The 17,173-nt window shown below is 41.3% G+C and carries 18 protein-coding genes, 1 tRNA gene, 2 pseudogenes and 1 riboswitch; of the genes and pseudogenes, 9 read left to right on the top strand and 12 right to left on the bottom strand.

What is annotated here, in order from left to right; translation table 11 throughout:
- Positions 1–176 precede the first annotated feature (176 nt).
- A complete protein-coding gene (locus tag BLL41_RS01630) occupies positions 177–524 on the top strand; it encodes an Ig-like domain-containing protein (RefSeq protein ID WP_071576554.1) in 348 nt (115 codons plus the stop codon).
- 163 nt (positions 525–687) lie between these two features.
- On the opposite strand, the gene BLL41_RS01625 is transcribed toward BLL41_RS01630, so the two are convergent.
- The 4 genes and pseudogenes from BLL41_RS01625 to BLL41_RS01610 form a co-directional block, all read right to left on the bottom strand.
- Entirely contained in the window at positions 688–1,443 is a 756-nt protein-coding gene (locus BLL41_RS01625; protein ID WP_071576553.1) for an SDR family oxidoreductase, read from the bottom strand.
- Between the two features lie 237 nt (positions 1,444–1,680).
- Positions 1,681–1,998: an antibiotic biosynthesis monooxygenase gene (locus BLL41_RS01620; protein ID WP_083427897.1), complete on the bottom strand. Its 318-nt coding sequence runs from the start codon at positions 1,996–1,998 to the stop codon at positions 1,681–1,683.
- 335 nt (positions 1,999–2,333) lie between these two features.
- A pseudogene (locus tag BLL41_RS01615) lies at positions 2,334–2,872 on the bottom strand (SMI1/KNR4 family protein).
- A gap of 474 nt (positions 2,873–3,346) precedes the next feature.
- Positions 3,347–4,474 (bottom strand): response regulator aspartate phosphatase, encoded by a 1,128-nt coding sequence (locus tag BLL41_RS01610; RefSeq protein WP_071576551.1) that lies wholly within the window; start codon positions 4,472–4,474, stop codon positions 3,347–3,349.
- Between the two features lie 960 nt (positions 4,475–5,434).
- On the opposite strand from BLL41_RS01610, the pseudogene BLL41_RS22310 reads away from it, so the two are divergent.
- A pseudogene (locus BLL41_RS22310) lies at positions 5,435–5,897 on the top strand (EndoU domain-containing protein); the annotation flags it as partial.
- 6 nt (positions 5,898–5,903) lie between these two features.
- Complete coding sequence (locus BLL41_RS01600; protein WP_071576550.1) at positions 5,904–6,245, top strand: tRNA-Val4; 342 nt, start codon at positions 5,904–5,906, stop codon at positions 6,243–6,245.
- Positions 6,246–6,392: 147 nt separating this feature from the next.
- Here BLL41_RS01600 and BLL41_RS01595 read toward each other — a convergent pair.
- A tRNA-Val gene (locus BLL41_RS01595) sits at positions 6,393–6,465 on the bottom strand.
- Between the two features lie 172 nt (positions 6,466–6,637).
- Between BLL41_RS01595 and BLL41_RS01590 the strand changes: the two genes are divergently transcribed.
- Both BLL41_RS01590 and BLL41_RS01585 read left to right on the top strand, forming a co-directional pair.
- Positions 6,638–7,828: a DUF819 family protein gene (locus tag BLL41_RS01590; protein ID WP_071576549.1), complete on the top strand. Its 1,191-nt coding sequence runs from the start codon at positions 6,638–6,640 to the stop codon at positions 7,826–7,828.
- A gap of 69 nt (positions 7,829–7,897) precedes the next feature.
- Positions 7,898–8,440, top strand: a complete 543-nt coding sequence (locus BLL41_RS01585; protein WP_071576548.1) for a GNAT family N-acetyltransferase — start codon at positions 7,898–7,900, stop codon at positions 8,438–8,440.
- A 35-nt stretch (positions 8,441–8,475) separates the two neighbouring features.
- On the opposite strand, the gene metC is transcribed toward BLL41_RS01585, so the two are convergent.
- Together metC and metI are read right to left on the bottom strand one after the other, a co-directional pair.
- On the bottom strand, positions 8,476–9,648 hold the full coding sequence (metC, locus tag BLL41_RS01580; protein WP_071576547.1) for a cystathionine beta-lyase: 1,173 nt from the start codon (positions 9,646–9,648) through the stop codon (positions 8,476–8,478).
- Positions 9,641–10,762 carry a cystathionine gamma-synthase/O-acetylhomoserine thiolyase gene (gene metI / locus BLL41_RS01575; protein WP_071576920.1) on the bottom strand — a complete coding sequence of 374 codons (1,122 nt, stop codon included), beginning with the start codon at positions 10,760–10,762 and terminating at the stop codon, positions 9,641–9,643. Before metI ends, metC begins: the two co-directional genes overlap by 8 nt.
- Positions 10,763–10,829: 67 nt before the next feature.
- Positions 10,830–10,950: riboswitch (SAM riboswitch) on the bottom strand.
- Positions 10,951–11,117: 167 nt separating this feature from the next.
- Here metI and BLL41_RS01570 point away from each other — a divergent pair.
- The 3 genes from BLL41_RS01570 to BLL41_RS01560 are packed head-to-tail and all read left to right on the top strand — an operon-like array spanning position 11,118 to position 12,819.
- Positions 11,118–11,840: an esterase family protein gene (locus tag BLL41_RS01570; protein WP_071576546.1), complete on the top strand. Its 723-nt coding sequence runs from the start codon at positions 11,118–11,120 to the stop codon at positions 11,838–11,840.
- Positions 11,841–11,877: 37 nt separating this feature from the next.
- Complete coding sequence (locus BLL41_RS01565) at positions 11,878–12,393, top strand: YjcG family protein (RefSeq protein ID WP_071576545.1); 516 nt, start codon at positions 11,878–11,880, stop codon at positions 12,391–12,393.
- A 3-nt stretch (positions 12,394–12,396) separates the two neighbouring features.
- Complete coding sequence (locus BLL41_RS01560) at positions 12,397–12,819, top strand: GNAT family N-acetyltransferase (protein WP_071576544.1); 423 nt, start codon at positions 12,397–12,399, stop codon at positions 12,817–12,819.
- A 71-nt stretch (positions 12,820–12,890) separates the two neighbouring features.
- Here BLL41_RS01560 and BLL41_RS01555 read toward each other — a convergent pair whose 3' ends face one another.
- Positions 12,891–13,145 (bottom strand): hypothetical protein, encoded by a 255-nt coding sequence (locus BLL41_RS01555; protein WP_071576543.1) that lies wholly within the window; start codon positions 13,143–13,145, stop codon positions 12,891–12,893.
- 116 nt (positions 13,146–13,261) lie between these two features.
- Here BLL41_RS01555 and BLL41_RS01550 point away from each other — a divergent pair, with 116 nt between their 5' ends.
- Positions 13,262–15,541 carry an ATP-dependent helicase gene (locus tag BLL41_RS01550; protein ID WP_071576542.1) on the top strand — a complete coding sequence of 760 codons (2,280 nt, stop codon included), beginning with the start codon at positions 13,262–13,264 and terminating at the stop codon, positions 15,539–15,541.
- A gap of 73 nt (positions 15,542–15,614) precedes the next feature.
- On the opposite strand, the gene spoVIF is transcribed toward BLL41_RS01550, so the two are convergent.
- The 4 genes from spoVIF to yjcA all read right to left on the bottom strand — a co-directional run bounded on the left by spoVIF (position 15,615) and on the right by yjcA (position 17,062).
- Positions 15,615–15,869, bottom strand: coding sequence for a sporulation-specific transcription regulator SpoVIF (spoVIF, locus tag BLL41_RS01545; RefSeq protein ID WP_014479471.1), 255 nt, complete (start codon positions 15,867–15,869; stop codon positions 15,615–15,617).
- Positions 15,870–16,001: 132 nt separating this feature from the next.
- Positions 16,002–16,139: a YjcZ family sporulation protein gene (locus BLL41_RS01540; RefSeq protein ID WP_071576541.1), complete on the bottom strand. Its 138-nt coding sequence runs from the start codon at positions 16,137–16,139 to the stop codon at positions 16,002–16,004.
- A gap of 81 nt (positions 16,140–16,220) precedes the next feature.
- Positions 16,221–16,427: a hypothetical protein gene (locus BLL41_RS01535; RefSeq protein WP_003244769.1), complete on the bottom strand. Its 207-nt coding sequence runs from the start codon at positions 16,425–16,427 to the stop codon at positions 16,221–16,223.
- A 278-nt stretch (positions 16,428–16,705) separates the two neighbouring features.
- Positions 16,706–17,062 (bottom strand): sporulation protein YjcA, encoded by a 357-nt coding sequence (yjcA, locus tag BLL41_RS01525; RefSeq protein WP_014476457.1) that lies wholly within the window; start codon positions 17,060–17,062, stop codon positions 16,706–16,708.
- Between the last annotated feature and the right edge of the window lie 111 nt (positions 17,063–17,173).

Here is a 17,173-nt window from a genome sequence, read left to right as displayed (position 1 = left end):
CCATTCTCTCTCAGCAATTTTCCATCATAAATACAAACTCTGTGCAGGGCACACAATATTCTTAGCTCAAATCAGTTGATCGTTCACATATTATTAACATTTATTTACAAGGAAAATAATTACTTTTGCTGAATTGTTATAGTGCAAGACAAAAAACTTTAAAGGAGTGTTTCAAAATGAATTTCAAAAAAACTGTTGTTTATGCTTTATCGATTTCTGCGTTAGCTCTGTCGGTCAGTGGGGTAGCTTCAGCTCATGAAATAAACTCCACACCTACTGAAGTAAAGAACATTTCTATTTCACCTACACATGTTATCAAGATTCAAGACTATAATTTACCTCTAAAAGTTGGAGAAACCTATTCTGTTAAAAATAATTCAGCTACTCGTTATTGGACTGATAACCAAAAAGTTGCTGAAGTCGATCAAAATGGTTTAGTGACAGCTAAATCAAAAGGGAAAGCCACGATTACTTTGTTTAAAGGTACTGCAGTATTCGGAAAAGTATATGTAACAGTTTATTAATCTCTTATCCGCCAGATTTTCTGGATGCAAAACATGCATGAATAAATAAAATAAGGTCCCCCTCTAAAAAGAGAAGGGACCCTTATTTTATTTCAATTGGGCTTCAAGTTTAGATTTAGTTTTGGGAATAATCATACATTGGTGTATATTGTGTTTCATTAGCTTAGCCCCGAATAAATCCACCTTCTGAATGAATAATTTGTCCAGTTATCCATTCAGCCTCATCACTTGCAAGAAAAGCAATAATTCGTGCTGCATCATCTGGTGTGCCAATACGCCCCATTGGAAATTTAGGTGAAAGAAAGTTTCTTATTTCATCTGTCATCCATGTAGAATCTGTTGGACCTGGGTTTACAGCGTTAACAGTGATGCCCAATGGTGCAAGTTCTTGTGATAACGACCTAGTAAAGGCAGAAATAGCTCCTTTAGTAGCTGCATACGCTAACTCCCCAGGCAAAGGACCTAAATCCTGCCCTGATGTCATATTGATGATTCTTCCTGATATTAAATTAGATTTTTTAAACCGACGGGCGAATTCAACACAAAGAAGAAAATTTGATCTCATATTAACTGCATAATGATCATTAAGTGATTTAGCATCTAACGATACATAATTATCACTTGCGGAATGAGCTGCATTATTAATAAGGATGGAAGGATATCCTAATTTATCTGAAATTTTTTCATGTATTGTGAATGCAGCATGTGCATCTGATAAATCAATTTTCATTGCCTCACAACGGACACCCATATGTAAAATTTCTTGTTGAAATTCTTCTATCCAGGCCGCATCAGAATTCCAGTGAGTAAAGAAGATATGTATACCCTGTGAGGCTAACTTACGACAAATAGCCGTACCAATATCCCCTTGACTGCTTGCTCCTGTAATTAGTGCAATTTTTTCTTGAGAATGACTCATTATTTTAACCTCCAATTTATACGGAGTATCTCTATTATTATGGTAACAAGTTATCCAAAGAATATAATCCATTAAATCAAACAGAGCTGACATTGAATACATTTCAAAATCAGCTCAAAAAAACATTTTCGTCTCAAAAAATATTAAATAGAAAAAAATAAGAGTTGGACAACAATTTACTACTTAATCACAAGTGGCCGATTCTAAGTCATTGAATGTCTCTTTTTAAAGAGCCTTTCAATCATTCACATTGCTTTTCATTAACCATTCTACTTCCGTTAATTCTTGTTTTTGAACGTCTATTGTGTGTTTTTTCGTGAAATGGGTTTTCACAGCTTCTTCGTTTTCCCAAATCTCCCAAAGCATTATTTTACGTTCTGATGGCTCAAGCGGATAAGCATGGAATGTAATACACCCCTCTTCTTTTTTCGTTTCTTCCTCAAGTTTTTTGAATTCCTTCATTATCTCATTAAGGTCTTTATCACTGATGATTTTTAAGCATGCCGTTATGTAATGCATCGAAATTCCCCCTCCCATCATTTTATAGCTTTTCATTATAACATTTTTTGAAAAATAAAAATAACTGCGACATTAAGACAGCGATTGATTTCATTGAAAGGTTAATGATGTAGTTAATGATAAGATTGACGATATGATATATGGCGTAACGACTTAGTAGGGTGCTGAGTGGGATTATTCACAGCTCCCAACCTAAACTAAACTTACAAAAACAATTTTATCAGTCTTATGCGTACTATCTTATTCAAAAAACATGGGATTTCCCTCTAGCACCCCCAAATATTCACAATAGTCTATTGGTTTTCTAAAAAGAAACAGGTGTAATACCTGCTCTCTTTAATGATTTAGTCTGCTATTACTGCAAGGAAGGATTAGTCATTCTGGCGAGTTTTGTAATAGTTCTCAGCAGTATAGATTCCCCACTCCCAAAAATTTGATCCCTGAGACAAAATATATCGATCTAGAATAACTCAAAATTAAGTTGCATTGGTTCATATTCAATTAATCCGTGGAACCATAAATAGTTTGGATCTGTTGAAATTTTGGTTTTGTCAATTAACAAATAACATCCGTCTAACAGATGTGCGACAGGGATAAACTGAGGCTCTAAAAAACCATTTTGCATATACTTTTCAATCTCGTTTAAATTAAGAATATGCAAACCCCCGCCTACATTCTCACCGTAAATCAACAAATCAAAAATTCTGGCTCCGTTATGCAGCTTTAAAAAGGCTTTATAATCTTCAGGAAGCGACACTTTTACTTTCTTCTCAAAACTCTCAATCTCCAGACCTGTTGCACCTTTAGAAAAGGTACACTTCACTTCAGCGAGAGTTCCTTCTCTTCGTAAAATTTTTAATTGTCCTTTTTCATCAATTAATTTTTTTAAGCCATCTAATGTTTTTTCAATAAAAAACTTCCATTTTTAGCCACCTCTTTTAATACTTTTGCTCCCAGGGTTTAAAATTTGTTGATGCGTATCTCTTAGTAGTGGGAACAAGCTGTTAAAGCTGTTATCTCCTCCATACTCTTTCGGAAGAATATGGTGAACTCTAAGCCTGACAAATTCCGAGATTCAATTTTCGCTTCCGTTTCTGATCCATAAAACCCCATCTGCATTCAAACCATCACAGTTGGACCGTATAATTGCACCGCTGTTTTCGGTCCGTAAATCTTTATTTCATTCTACTCGTATTTGTCTGTTTATTTTACACATAAATAAAAGCCCTCTTATTTAGAAGGGCTTTCTAGAATTGATGATGCTTATGTTTGAAGCCGATCCGACGTAACTTGGAATGAATTTTGAGTTTGACCTTCTGTTAAGCTGGATCCAAACCCACATACTAAAACGAATGACAACCCCAGGATAAGGCATAGCTTCTTTTTAAAAGTCATACTGGCATTCTCCCCTTTGAATTTGTGTTTGAGTTTCAATCATTTTCTGATGATAAACATAAGATGTTTCAAATTCTTTAGAGTTTGCGTAAGCAGCTGCAGTCTCACAGGCAATGTCTTCTACATACGAATAGTTCTTGTTTCTTTCTAAGTATTCTATTGTTTTATTAACACCTTGTTGGTCCACTGCATCGACATAAAGTGCTTCTAAATAACCCTGTAATTTCGTAAAAAGCTCATCGCCTTGATAAATAGCTGCCGACAACCCTTTCTTACTAACTTGGATGGCTTCATTCATTTTTCCTTGTTTGAAAAGGATTTTTGCATAAGAAAATAAAGAATGTGGCAAATTCGTCAACTTTTCTTTTTCAGTAATCTCCACAGCTTGCTTCATGAAAACTTCTGCTTGCTGATAATCCCCTCTGTCCGCAAAATTTGTACCTAAGTTGTAAAGTGCAGAACTAATGAGCCTTTTATTATTTAATTCTCTGGATAACTCTAACGCTTTTTCAAGATGTGGCTGACTTTTTTCATAACGCTTAAAATCAATATAATTCCCTGAAATAACAAAGAGACATTGAACTTTCCGTACCTTATACAATTCATATTGATTGTAAACGTCTAATGCCTGTTTAACGTGGTGCATAGATACATGACTTTGCTTCATTCCATAATATGCTTCGGCTAATTTAAAATGAAACTCTGCTCTTTCGATTTCATCAGGGACGTGGATAAGTTCTTTCTCCGCCTCCCTATAATAGGCGATTGCTTTCACATATTGCTTTTGATCAAATTCATACATCCCCCGAAAAAACAGGGAGTAGTAAGACAATAAACCGGATATCCCTTTATTTGACGCCTCTATTTTTTCGAGTAACTCGTCAATAGTTGGTCTTATGCGTGTAGTTACTGGTTCTAAATAGTCTAGCATAAGCTGATGACGGAATTTCATTAATGAGAAATAAATCAGCAAATATTCATCCTCTTCCATCTGATTGATCTCTTGTTCCACCTCAGCTTTTAAAATCTCTGCATCCGGGACACTGAATTGACGAATCATCTTATACCATTCATTGATCTTTACTCCAACTTTAGACGACGGTAAAACTGGATTCACAAGACCCCTCCTCAAACATCCTTTATGTAATATTCTAACATTTCCAAAAATATGTATGTCCGCAAAAAAACCGCAAACTTTTTCGTTCATCTCGACCAAAAAAGGCGGCCCTTTTATGGCCCTTTTTTATCCAGAACCGGAAACTGACGTATATATAATGTTTACTTACTCTTAATTTTTAAATCGTAGTTGATAGACCCTTGAGGTAAAATCGGTTAGTATGGTATTCTCGCAGCCTTTAATGTTTTTCATATGTTGTTGTCATAGCCAAAACCGAGGCAATAACGACTGTCACAAACTTTTTCATGCTACTCCATCTATCAGACTCTTTGCAACAACTCCACAATCATATTTAGCCTCTGAAAAAAACATGAATAATGACACTTGAAATCTACATCTGCTTATAGATTACACTAGGATAAAGCCTATAAAAGAAAGGTTGATGGGTTTGAACATATATTTAGTAACAGCCCTTGTCATATCAGTATTATTAAACGTAATTTTATGTATTCAGCTAGGAAAATTCAGAACAAGTCGATTTTCCAAGTGGAAAGAAAACACAGGAATTAACACTCCATTTGCTGCGTTAGTCTGGGCTTTCCTTGCTATAACAATTGTTTTGAGTCTTATAGGTTTACTGGCTGGTGTAAGTGATTTATAAATGTTGTGATCATTAAAAAGGCATAACAACATTTTTTTCTTTTGGCATAAAGCCCGCCTTATATGAGACGGGCTCTTTTTGCGTGATAATTTGCTTTTATCGCAGTAGACCCCACAAATGACTCAACAAGGGCTGAATTTAAAACAATACCAGCCCTTAAAACCTATAAAAACCTACAATGGATTCAACTTATAACGTGAATAAACTTCTCTATAGAGATATCCTTCCGCTTTATCTAGATTAAAAAAGTTCTTCTAAATAATAACTGGATAAGGGAAACATCATTTCTTATACCATTTAACGTGAAAAATACTCCGCTGCTAAAAAGTATTGCGGAAGATAAAAAAGAGAGTGTTCTCACTAAATCTGTCAATTCAAATGGTATTAATAAGAAAACGATAAAGCACGTATATCATGGAGAAATTAACAGAAAAAACAAAGCTGTCGGTTATCATCATGAGAGTATGATGAGTGGTAGCAGAATAATTCCAGGAACAGAGAAGTACCTGATATAAACGGGGTATATAGAGCTAAGGTAGAAGTAAAAGGAGTAAAAAAAGTAGCGAAGTCATCTTTCTTTCCAAAAGAATGGGATAGAGTAAAAGTCTACAATACAATTTCCGAAGCTTACAAAAACAAAAACAAATACGAGATAATAAGTATATCGGCAAAACTTCATCAGGAATTGGTGTGGAGATGTTCATTAATAAGGATGGCTCAATAGCAACCGCATATCCTTTATATAAAAAACCAAAGGAATGATTGATCATGGAAAATTCATTTGAATTTAAAAGAGACCCTTTAGGATACTTAAGAATAGTTCTTCCCACAGAACTAGAATACTTTTCTGATTTCATTGAAGACATTGTTTCGTTGGATGAAGCTGATGAATACTTAAAAATTATTCAAGAAGTATTGGATGGCACGTCTGAAGATTATGAGATTCAATTAAACACCACCATTGCATATATAAAAAAAGATAAAACAGTCGTAGAACACCTATATACAGAAAGTGAAAACGACAAAAGTTCTATGGAAACAGAAAAACTTAAAAACCTTATGCTTGTTTGGAGAGACAAGATCCCGGAAAGGTATAAGAGCGTTGATTGAGGCTTTTAATCCTTTAGGCCCCTTGGAAATTCAAGGGACCTTTTTTTCACTTCGCCAAAAATCAAGTTTGCCAACAACTCGCGAATTTGATAAACCGGCTTTATTAAAGTAAAATAAAAAACCCTTGCTGCGCAAGGGTTTAAGCGATGATTCCGACTGGGCTCGAACCAGCGACCTCTACCCTGTCAAGGTAGCGCTCTCCCAGCTGAGCTACGGAATCATGATATGTATGTGTTGCTGGGTATGTTGTTGTCTTTCTGACAAGTTCTATTATATAACCTTCCCTTCTATTCGTCAACTGCTTTTTTAGAAAAACTTTTTTTGGACTTGCTGTTCTGTTCCCCGGCTATTATAATATGTCTTAATTTTCTAACAATAGGGGTGATGGGGTTTTGCATTCTTTGATTTCTTCCGATGATGTTTGGGTATTGTGGGGGTTTATTGCGGTGTGGGCGGCAGTGAGCATCGGGCTGGAGCAGCGCTTTAAGTGGGCTTCTGCTGTGTCGGGTGCTATTATCGCGCTGGCAGGTGCTATGGTGTTTACAAATGTAGGAGTGCTTCCTGTTGAGTCGCCTGTATATGATACCGTATGGTCTTATGTAGTGCCGCTGGCGATCCCTCTTTTGCTGTTTCAGATCAATGTGCGGCAGATTTTTAAGGAAAGCAGGCGTTTGCTGTTTATTTTTCTGATTAGCTCTGTTGGCACTGTGCTTGGGAGCATTCTTGCTTTTTTTCTGCTCAAACAGCATATTCCTTATCTCGATAAAATCGGCGGGATGATCAGCGCCTCTTATATCGGCGGCGGGGTCAACTTTGCGGCGATGTCGGCAAAATTTGAGACGCCTGGTGAATATGTGTCAGCTACCGTTGTGGCTGATAATTTTATGATGGCGCTTTTGTTTTTTATATTAATCAGCATTCCTGCACTCAAATGGTTTCAGCGGCATTATGCCATGCCGATTGAGGAGAAAGTGAAAGCTGATGGAAACAGCGAAAACAGTGCTGAAAGCTATTGGAAACGGAAGGATATTTCCTTAAAGGATATAGCTTATAATGCCGGCGTCGCTTTTGCGCTTGTTGCGGTTAGCGTAAAGGTTTCCGGCTATTTTAAAAGTGTTTTTTCTCATCCTCTTTTGACCGGAACGCTTGGCGATCAGTATCTAATGCTTACGTCTTTAACTGTTCTTATCATTTTTCTTTTCCCGCGTTTTTTTGAAAGACTCAATGGATCTCAAGAGCTTGGAACCTTTTTGATTTATTTGTTTTTTGTGGTGATTGGCATTCCTGCAGATCTGCGCTTAATCGTCACCAATACGCCTCTTATTCTATTATTTGTGTTTATCATTGCGATCAGCAATTTAGCGGTTTCCTTAGCTGTCGGAAAATTGTTCCGCGTTCGGCTTGAAGAAATTCTGCTCGCCGTCAACGCTGCTGTCGGCGGACCGACGACTGCTGCTGCGATGGCAATTGCCAAGGGATGGCGGGAGCTTGTCGCTCCAATCATGCTTGTCGGTACGCTCGGCTACTTAATCGGCAACTATGTCGGCACTTTTATGGGAAATTGGTTTTCTTCCTTCTTATAAAAAGGATATTTGCATTTCCCTGAGAATAATGTAAGAGGAATGCTGACATGAGAACGGAGAGATCACTGTATGTTAAAAGGAAAAGCCATTTATGTAAGACCTTTAGAAGGAAAGGATGCCGAAGAAAATCTGCGGCTCCAAAGCGAAAATCGAGATTTTTTCGAACAGTTTTCTATGATACGTGCAAACGATTACTATACGGTTGAGGGGCAAAGAAAACGAATAACCGAGTATCAGAAAAGACTTGATAAAGATGAAGAATATCATTTTGGCATCTTTACAGCGTCAGACGATAGATTAATCGGGACGGTTTCGCTCTTTCAAATCATCCGTGGAGCGCTGCAAACTGCGTTCATCGGGTATTTTTTAGACAAAGCCCATAATGGAAAGGGAATTATGACAGCGGCAGTCAGATTGGTTGTTGATTACGCGTTTCACGATTTGAAACTGCATCGGATTGAAGCCGGTGTGATGCCCCGCAATCTCGGGTCCATGCGTGTATTAGAAAAAGCGGGATTTCACAAAGAAGGCATCGCCCGAAAAAATGTGAAAATTAACGGCGTTTGGGAGGATCATCAAGTCCTCGCGATTCTGAATCCTGATGATGAATAATATTAAAAGAAGCCGGGCCATCCCCGGCTTCTTTTTTAACGAACAGCAACTGGAGCAATTTGTTTCAGCGCTTGTTCGAAATCGTGTTCTAAATCGTCTGCATGTTCGACTCCCACACTAAGACGGAGCAGGCCATCAGTGATACCGCGTTTTTCACGCTCTTCCTTAGGCATTGCCGCGTGAGACATCGTTGCCGGATAGGACAAAATCGATTCCACGGCGCCAAGGCTGACAGCGAAGACTGGAAGTGACACATTCTCGACTAACTTCTTAACGGCCTCTTTGCTTTCAAGCTCAAAAGATAGCACGGCCCCCGCTCCCGTTGACTGGCTTTTATGGGTTTCAGCGCCGGGATGATCAGACAGTCCCGGATAATACACGCGCTTCACCGCCGGATGCTTCTGGAAAAATTCCGCAAGCCGCTGGGCTGTTTGGCTCGCTTTCTCTAAACGGACCTGCAATGTTTTTAATCCGCGCAGTACAAGCCAGCAATCCTGTACGCCAAGGACGGCGCCGAACGCGTTTTGCAGCTTATACAGCTGCTTCCCAAGCTCTTCATCTTTGACAGCAGCCAAACCCGAGAGCACATCGCTGTGTCCGCTTAAGAATTTTGTTGCACTGTGAAGTACAATATCCACGCCGAGATCAAGCGGTCGCTGCAGTGCCGGTGTCATGAATGTATTGTCCAGAAAGGTCAGGCAGCCGTTTTCTTTTGCAAGCTGAACAACCGCTTTAATATCCGTAATCCCAAGTGTCGGATTTGATGGCGTCTCCATATAAATGACCTTTGTGTTCGGCTTGATGCTCCGCGCCACTTCATTACTATCCGTCATGTCGACAAACGTATGCTCAATGCCAAACCGGGTCAGCACCTCTGTCACCATACGGAAGGTTCCGCCGTATACATCTTCTGTCACAAGAACGTGATCACCCTGTGACAGCAGTAAAAACGCTGTTGAGATGGCAGCCATGCCTGAACTGAAAGCAAATCCTCTTGTTCCGCCTTCCAGTGCGGCAATTGTTTCTTCGAGAGCTGTTCTTGTTGGCGTGCCGGAACGGCTGTAATCAAATGCCCCGAACTCTTCAAATGAAGATTGGTGAAAAGTCGAGGCGTGCTGAATCGGCACACTGACCGCCCCGGTTCCGCCGTCTGTTTTAAATGGATTGTGCACGAGCTGGGTTTCCAGCGACCAATTGTGTTTACTCAAATGAAACAGCTCCCTCTTTGACCTGAGATAATGCCTGTTTTAGGTCCTCTTTTAAATCTTCTGCATGTTCAATTCCGACAGAAAAGCGCAGTAAACGATTGCACACCCCGTTTGCGATGCGGATCTCTTCAGGAATATCCATGTGCGTCTGGGTCGCAGGGTATGTAATAAAGCTTTCTACCCCGCCGAGGCTTTCTGCAAAACAAATGGTCTTCAGTGCTTTTAAAAACGGATTGACCCATTCTTCTTTTTGCAGACGGAAGGACAGCATGCCGCCTTTTCCGGGATACAGCACATCCGAAATTTCTTCCTGCTCTTCCAAAAACGCCGCAAGCTCCTGTGCGTTTGCCTGATGCTGGCGCATTCTGAGGCTCAGCGTCTTCATTCCTCTCATCAGAAGCCACGAATCAAATGGCGGCAGGACGGCGCCGATCGCATTTTGATGCTGAAACATTTCCTCTCCGAGCTGCTCATCCTTCACCACGACAAGTCCAGCAAGCAGATCGTTATGCCCGCCTAAATACTTGGTTGCGCTGTGAATGACAATGTCAGCTCCCAGCTCAAGCGGCCGCTGCAAGACCGGTGTATAAAATGTATTATCTACGATCAGCAGAAGACCGTGCTCCTTTGTAATCCGGGCAATATGTTCAATGTCCGCCTCCTGCATGAGCGGATTTGTCGGCGTTTCCACAAACACCGCTTTTGTATTCGGCGTCATCTTAGAGCGTAAACAGTCCTCATCGCTAAAATCATCATAATGAAAAGTCAAGCCGTATTTTTTCCATTCATTTTCAAATAAACGGTACGTGCCGCCGTATAGGTCCGATGAAACGATCAGTTCATCTCCGCTTTTAAACAGCGCCATAATCGTTTGGATAGCAGCCATTCCTGAACTAAAGGCAAGCCCTCTTGCGCCGTTTTCTAAGTTAGCGATCGCGTCCTCAACAAGCTGGCGTGTCGGATTTTTTGTGCGGACATAATCAAATCCGGTAGATTCTCCGATCCCTCTGTGGCGGTATGCTGTTGATAAATAAATAGGAGCACTCACTGTTCCCGTGACTTCATCGCTTCGGTTCCCAATTTGGGCTAATTTCGTTTCAACGTGCTGTGACATATAGCTGACACCTTCCCTTTTCAAAATAAAAACCCCTTCTTCATAAGAAGAAGGGGTTTAACGCTTCTTCTTATCTTCCAAGCATAAAAAACGCTTGCTGGATTTAGCACCTTGGCGCTTTGCACATGCAAAACAAGCCGGTTGCTGAGGTTTCTAAGGGCCAGTCCCTCCACCTCTCACGATAAGAAATATCGATTTCAATTTTCTGATTGTTTTATATTAGCGCAATTCACAGTTTATTTCAACACTTTTTTCTTCGTGTTCCGAACCGTTTAAAGAGAGAAATTTCTAATAATTCATGGTACAATAATTGAAAATGCAAGAAAGTATAGTGATGTCCTGGAGGAATGTTTTTATGGCACCGAAAAACGGCACAGTGCAAGAAAAGAAATTCTTTTCAAAAGAGCTTAACGAGGAAATGACCTTACTTGTTTATCTGCCGTCCAACTACTCCCCGCTTTATAAATACCATGTCATTATCGCGCAGGACGGCCACGATTATTTCAGGCTGGGGAGAATCGGCAGACAGGTCGAGGAATTGCTGTCGAAACGCGAAATAGACCGGAGCATTATTATCGGTGTTCCTTATAAGGATGTAAAAGAGCGCAGAAACACCTATCATCCAGAGGGTTCAAAATTTTCGGCGTATAAACGGTTCATCGCCCATGAGCTCGTTCCTTTTGCAGATGATGAGTATCCAACCTATCAGATCGGTTACGGCCGAACGCTGATCGGTGATTCGCTCGGAGCAACCGTGTCACTTATGACAGCGCTTGATTATCCGAATATGTTTGGCAACATCATCATGCAGTCTCCCTATGTTGACAAACATGTACTAGAAGCCGTGAAACAGTCTAACGATATCAAACACCTCTCTATTTATCACCAAATCGGAACAAAAGAAACTGACGTCCACACGACAGACGGGAACATTCTGGACTTTACAGAACCGAACCAGGAGCTGAAACAGCTGCTGGAGAAGAAGCTTTCCGATTATGATTTTGAGCCATTTGACGGAGACCACAAATGGACATACTGGCAGCCGCTCATCACCCCGGCGCTGAAAAAAATGCTTTAACACTCTATCATACTTTATTTCCAGGAGGGACATAATTATGAAATACGGAATCGTTTTATTTCCATCAAAAAAGCTCCAAGACCTTGCAAACTCTTACAGAAAGCGCTATGACCCAAGCTACTCTCTGATCCCGCCGCATTTGACGCTGAGAGCATCCTTTGAATGCGCGGAGGAGAAAGCGGATCAGCTCGTATCACATTTAAGAAACATCGCAAAAGAGTCCCACCCAGTCGTTCTCAAAATGACAAAATACAGCTCATTTGCGCCTGTCAATAATGTCATTTATATTAAAGCAGAGCCGACGGAAGAGCTAAAAACACTCAATGAAAAGCTTTACACCGGTGTTTTGGCCGGAGAACAGGAATATAATTTCGTGCCGCATGTGACAGTCGGCCAAAACCTTTCCGACGATGAGCATTCAGATGTGCTGGGACAATTAAAAATGCAGGAAGTGTCGCATGAAGAAATCGTTGACCGTTTCCACTTGCTTTACCAGCTGGAAAACGGATCGTGGACAGTATATGAAACCTTCTTGCTAGGCAGAGGAGAATAATGTTTGAAAGCAGTTATCGCAAAAAATGAAGAACAACTGAAAGATGCATTCTATGTAAGAGAAGAAGTCTTTGTCAAAGAACAAAACGTGCCTGCTGAAGAAGAAATTGATGAACTTGAAAATGAGTCGGAGCATATCGTCGTGTATGATGGCGAGAAGCCTGTCGGCGCCGGAAGATGGCGCATGAAGGATGGCTACGGGAAGTTAGAGCGGATTTGCGTACTGAAAAGCCACCGCTCAGCTGGTGTCGGCGGCATCATTATGAAAGCGCTCGAAAAAGCCGCGTCAGACGGAGGCGTTTCCGGTTTCATTTTAAACGCGCAAACACAGGCCGTGCCGTTTTACAAGAAACACGGGTATCGTGTGCTTTCCGAGAAAGAATTCCTTGATGCCGGCATTCCCCACTTACAAATGATGAAGGACTGAACGCATCCGGATCTTTTGAGATCCGGATTTTTACTGCATATAAAAAACCGTTCTCTGGTATGAACGGTTTTTTATACATATCGATTAATATATGTGCCCATTCCTTTTTCTCGCAATCTCTTATAAAGAGAGCGCTTACGTTTCGCCTCGTTTACTTTTCTTTCAGCGGCCGTTTGATTCTCCTGCTGCTTTTCCAGTTCTTTGTATACCCGCTGAAACGGCACATAGCTGATTTTTTCGGTTCCGGCATAATCCTGCTTATGTCCAATCGTTCTATTAGCATATTGAGCGTATTGCTGGTTCTGAATTTGACCTGCATATATCATACAATACCCACCCCTCTGCTGTCTCTTTTCCCTTAAACTTACTTTTTGAAACACATTTCTTTTGATATGATAGTCATTGTCTGTAATGAACACCTTTTGATTGGGAGGACCCCTTTTTGAAATGCGCCCGACTGAATGATAGAATCATACATTTACATACATATTCGAGAGAACATTATCAATTCCTCTTTGAAGAGGGAATAAAAGGACATTTATTTTGTTCTCATTGCGGAAAGCCCGTTTTGTTACGGCTTAACATCGCCGACCCGCCAGAGTTTATCCATCGCCAGCCAGGCGATTTTCCAGCGTGTGATGAGGCGTGCGAACCGAAGCCCGCTAAAGAGGAAAAAAAAGAAGACGATCAGGAATCTGGTGTCATTCGTTTACCCAAGGGAAAAGCGATCGCCGCTGACCCGTCCCCAGCTGTCACGGAATGGCACCGTCCAAGAAGCATTAAACCTGGAACACCATTTGTGCCAAAAACAATAGAACTCGATACTAGCCTTTTTCCATCTGTCGGTTTAAACACGGATCAGCTGAAAGCTGTCACGGAAACGGAAGGCCCGCTGCTTGTGCTTGCAGGTGCGGGGAGCGGAAAAACACGGGTGCTGACAGCCCGTGCCGCCCACATGATCGAACACTTAGGCATACCGCCGGAAAACATGCTGCTTGTCACCTTTACAACAAAAGCTGTCGCTGAGATGAAAGAGCGTATGGCGAACCAGTACGGATTACAGCCGGCAAAAGTCAGAAGACTTGTCACAGGAACATTCCACAGTCTGTTTTATAAAATCTTATATCACTATGATTCTGCTAAATGGAACGGTGAGCATCTGCTGAAAATGGAGTGGCAGCGGGAACAATATATCAAAAAAGCACTCTATGAAGAAGGCATCGATGAGAAAGAGTTCCCAGTTGACCAAGCTTTGCAGCAGATCGGTTTTTGGAAAAACACTTATGTCCCAAATGAACGGATCCCTCTAAAAGATGAGTGGGAAAAACAAGTTTATCGTTTATATGAACATTATGAACGCCAGAAAAAAGAACATAGCCAATTTGATTTTGATGACATGGCTTCAGCCTGCTATGAATTGTTTATCGAGCGGCCTGACCTTCTGGAACAATATCAATCTCGGTTTACGTATATCTTAATTGATGAGTTTCAGGACATTAATCCGGTTCAATACAAAATCATGCAAATGCTCGCCAGCCCGGAACAAAACCTGTGCTGTGTCGGAGACGATGACCAGTCCATCTACGCGTTTCGCGGAAGCAATCCGTCTTTCATTCTTGATTTCCAAAAGGATTATCCCGGAGCGAAGACGATCTACTTAACTGCGAACTACAGGTCTACACACCCGATCGTCTCTAGTGCTGATATCGTCGTGAAAAAGAACAAAAACAGATATGCCAAAACGCTTGAAGCGGCCCGCGATGACATTCAGGTCCCTGTGCTGTTTTATCCTTATGATGAAGAGGAAGAAGCCACAATGGTGGTTTCCGATATCAAAGAAAAAATTCAAAACGGCGCCAGTCCAGAAGACTTTGCGGTTCTTTACCGCACAAACAGCGGAGGCCGTGCTATCTATGAAAGGCTTCATCAATCGTCAATTCCGTATACAGCTGACCGCGGCGTCCAATCGTTTTATAGCAGACGGATCGTCCGTCAGATTCTCGCCTACTTGTATGCCAGCCAAAATGAGGATGACACCGAGGCGATTAAACACTTGCTTCCCGCCTTGTTTTTAAAACAGTCCGCTTTGAATACCTTGAAGGCGCTCTCGATTACAGAGGACTGTACCATGATCAAAGCGCTGGCCAAATTGCCAGATCTGAAGCCATTCCAGCTGGACAAAATCAAGAAAATCGTACCGTTTTTTGCAAGCCTGCGCACAATGAAACCCGTAGAAGCCATCACCTTTGCAGAAGGAAAAATGGGCTTCTCCGAGTATTTAAAAAAGCGGGGCAACGAGGGCAACAAGCTGGAAAAAGGTTCCGATGACCTGCGCGACATCAAGGTTGTCGCCAAGAAATTCAAAACGATTCCTGACTTTCTTGCCCACGTAGATCATATGAGGGCCGCTGAGAAAAACAGAACGGATGAACATGGCGTTCAGCTGCTGACCATTCACCGGTCAAAAGGCCTTGAATTCAAAACAGTCTACGTGTTAGGCACTGTAGACGGTTCGATTCCGCATGATTTCTCATTAGAAACGGCAAGAAAAGGAGACGAGGCCGCTCTTGAGGAGGAAAGACGCCTTTTATATGTAGCGATGACACGTGCCAAACAGCATTTATATTTGTCTTGCCCCGCTAACAGGCGCGGCAAAACAGCCAACCGCTCAAGATTTTTGTATCCCCTGCTACAGAAAGCAAGACAGCCCTTGCTTCATTAACAGCCCGGCAGATTACTGCCGGGTTTTTACTGTAAAAAAAGGCCCGCTGCAGTGAGTCAGCCAGGCCATCTGCTTATTTATTATCCATCATTTTAGAAATCGTGCCAAAATCAAGCTTTTCTTTTCCGCTTGTAATAGATTCCACAATTTTATCTTCTAATTCTTTTGGTACGCGTCTGTTTGCCAGCTGCGCTACGCGGTTAATGACACTGCGCACTGTATTTTCATCTTTAAAATTAGCGTTTTGGAGTGATCCGGCAAGATTCATTACATCCTGCATCTTGACACCTGTTTTCTTTTCGATGTTCTTAAAAAATTGATTATCCATAATGCGCCCCCTTTTGGCGGAGTAATACGGTATTGTATGAATGTACATAATCCAATGTGCTTTTCCAACATTTTTAAAAATAAACACAATGCAAGGAAGCACGGGTTATAACCCGTACTTCCTCAATACATCTTAAAAGAAAGATGCACCTACGATGATGAGGAGAATGAATAATACGACCAACAAAACAAATGTTGAACCATAGCCGCCGCCGTAACCGCCAGCATAACCGCCATAACAGCCGCCGCCGAATCCGTATCCAAAGCCCATAGATAAGCACCTCCTTTACTCTCTATACACTATGTGAGCTGCTTGGATCGGCTTGGATATTCGCATAGGGCGTTTGCGGATTTACGATTGATCATATTGAGCTTGATGTTTTTTAAGTAAGGCCTCCGTTTTTTCAGCCAGCTCTTCAATCTCATCTTCAAATTCCAGACCGGCTTTATCAAATGCATCCAAGTCTTTTCTGATACTGCCCATCGTGTCTTCATGCTCTTTTTGCTTCTGTTCGTGTGGTTCATATCTTCCTTCTATCCATTTTTCAAACTCATTCATATTGATTCCCCCGCTTATGATATATGCCGGTTGCGGCCGTCCTGTTAAAAAACAAAAAACCGGAGTTCTCCGGTTTCTGCCAGGCTATTGAGGCTTTTTCTTTTTATTTCCGCACCCGCAGCCCTTCTTTTTTATCTTTTTTGATTGATACGATGAATCTGTATATGGAGATTTTTGGGAAGGTTTATTATATTGATTCATTTTTGCTCCCTTCCTTTCCTTATGTCATATATGCTACTTTATGCGTATTCTGACAGAAAGTTGCTGGTGGTAACGCCTCATTCTTGCAGCCATTTTGATACAAGCGTTTCTATGATGCCTGCAAGGCCGGCGATCGCCAAAAGTAAAATCAGCCACTGCGCCGCTTGCGGGATCAACGCCTGGCATAAAATCAAAAAGCCGGCGCACCACACGCCTGTGCACCAATAGCAGCTCAGCAATTCACCTATAAACGCCCTGACACCGGTTCCTTTAATCACGATATAAGTTTCAATGTTCCCGTCCGCATCCTTTTCCTCCTTCTCTTCATGAAACAGACTGCGAAGCGGCGCCATAATCGTGTCAAACACCAGCAATCGGGCGAGCCGAAAGACCGCAAGCGATAGAAGAACAATTGTCAGCCCATTAATAACCACTCGTTCACTCCTTTGCCAATCATGATCCCTTCACATATATGCCAAAACCCTATTCTTCATGAATTGTATCTTGTCCGGAGGAAAATTGGTTATTTTTATTATTCCGCTCTG

This window comes from Bacillus sp. FMQ74, assembly GCF_001875785.1.
GTDB classification, from domain to species: domain Bacteria; phylum Bacillota; class Bacilli; order Bacillales; family Bacillaceae; genus Bacillus; species Bacillus stercoris.
This window is presented reverse-complemented; position numbering and strand designations above follow the sequence as displayed.

Coding starts and splice junctions, on each gene's coding strand:
- BLL41_RS01620 (WP_083427897.1), bottom strand. CDS start 1,998: ATGAAAAGCTATAAAATGATGGGAGGGGGAATTTCGATGCATTACATA.
- BLL41_RS01555 (WP_071576543.1), bottom strand. CDS start 13,145: ATGATATATGCAGGTCAAATTCAGAACCAGCAATACGCTCAATATGCT.
- BLL41_RS01565 (WP_071576545.1), top strand. CDS start 11,878: ATGAAATACGGAATCGTTTTATTTCCATCAAAAAAGCTCCAAGACCTT.
- metI (WP_071576920.1), bottom strand. CDS start 10,762: ATGTCACAGCACGTTGAAACGAAATTAGCCCAAATTGGGAACCGAAGC.
- BLL41_RS01585 (WP_071576548.1), top strand. CDS start 7,898: ATGTTAAAAGGAAAAGCCATTTATGTAAGACCTTTAGAAGGAAAGGAT.
- BLL41_RS01535 (WP_003244769.1), bottom strand. CDS start 16,427: ATGAATGAGTTTGAAAAATGGATAGAAGGAAGATATGAACCACACGAA.
- BLL41_RS01600 (WP_071576550.1), top strand. CDS start 5,904: ATGGAAAATTCATTTGAATTTAAAAGAGACCCTTTAGGATACTTAAGA.
- BLL41_RS01630 (WP_071576554.1), top strand. CDS start 177: ATGAATTTCAAAAAAACTGTTGTTTATGCTTTATCGATTTCTGCGTTA.
- BLL41_RS01540 (WP_071576541.1), bottom strand. CDS start 16,139: ATGGGCTTTGGATACGGATTCGGCGGCGGCTGTTATGGCGGTTATGCT.
- BLL41_RS01570 (WP_071576546.1), top strand. CDS start 11,118: ATGGCACCGAAAAACGGCACAGTGCAAGAAAAGAAATTCTTTTCAAAA.
- BLL41_RS01625 (WP_071576553.1), bottom strand. CDS start 1,443: ATGAGTCATTCTCAAGAAAAAATTGCACTAATTACAGGAGCAAGCAGT.
- spoVIF (WP_014479471.1), bottom strand. CDS start 15,869: ATGGATAATCAATTTTTTAAGAACATCGAAAAGAAAACAGGTGTCAAG.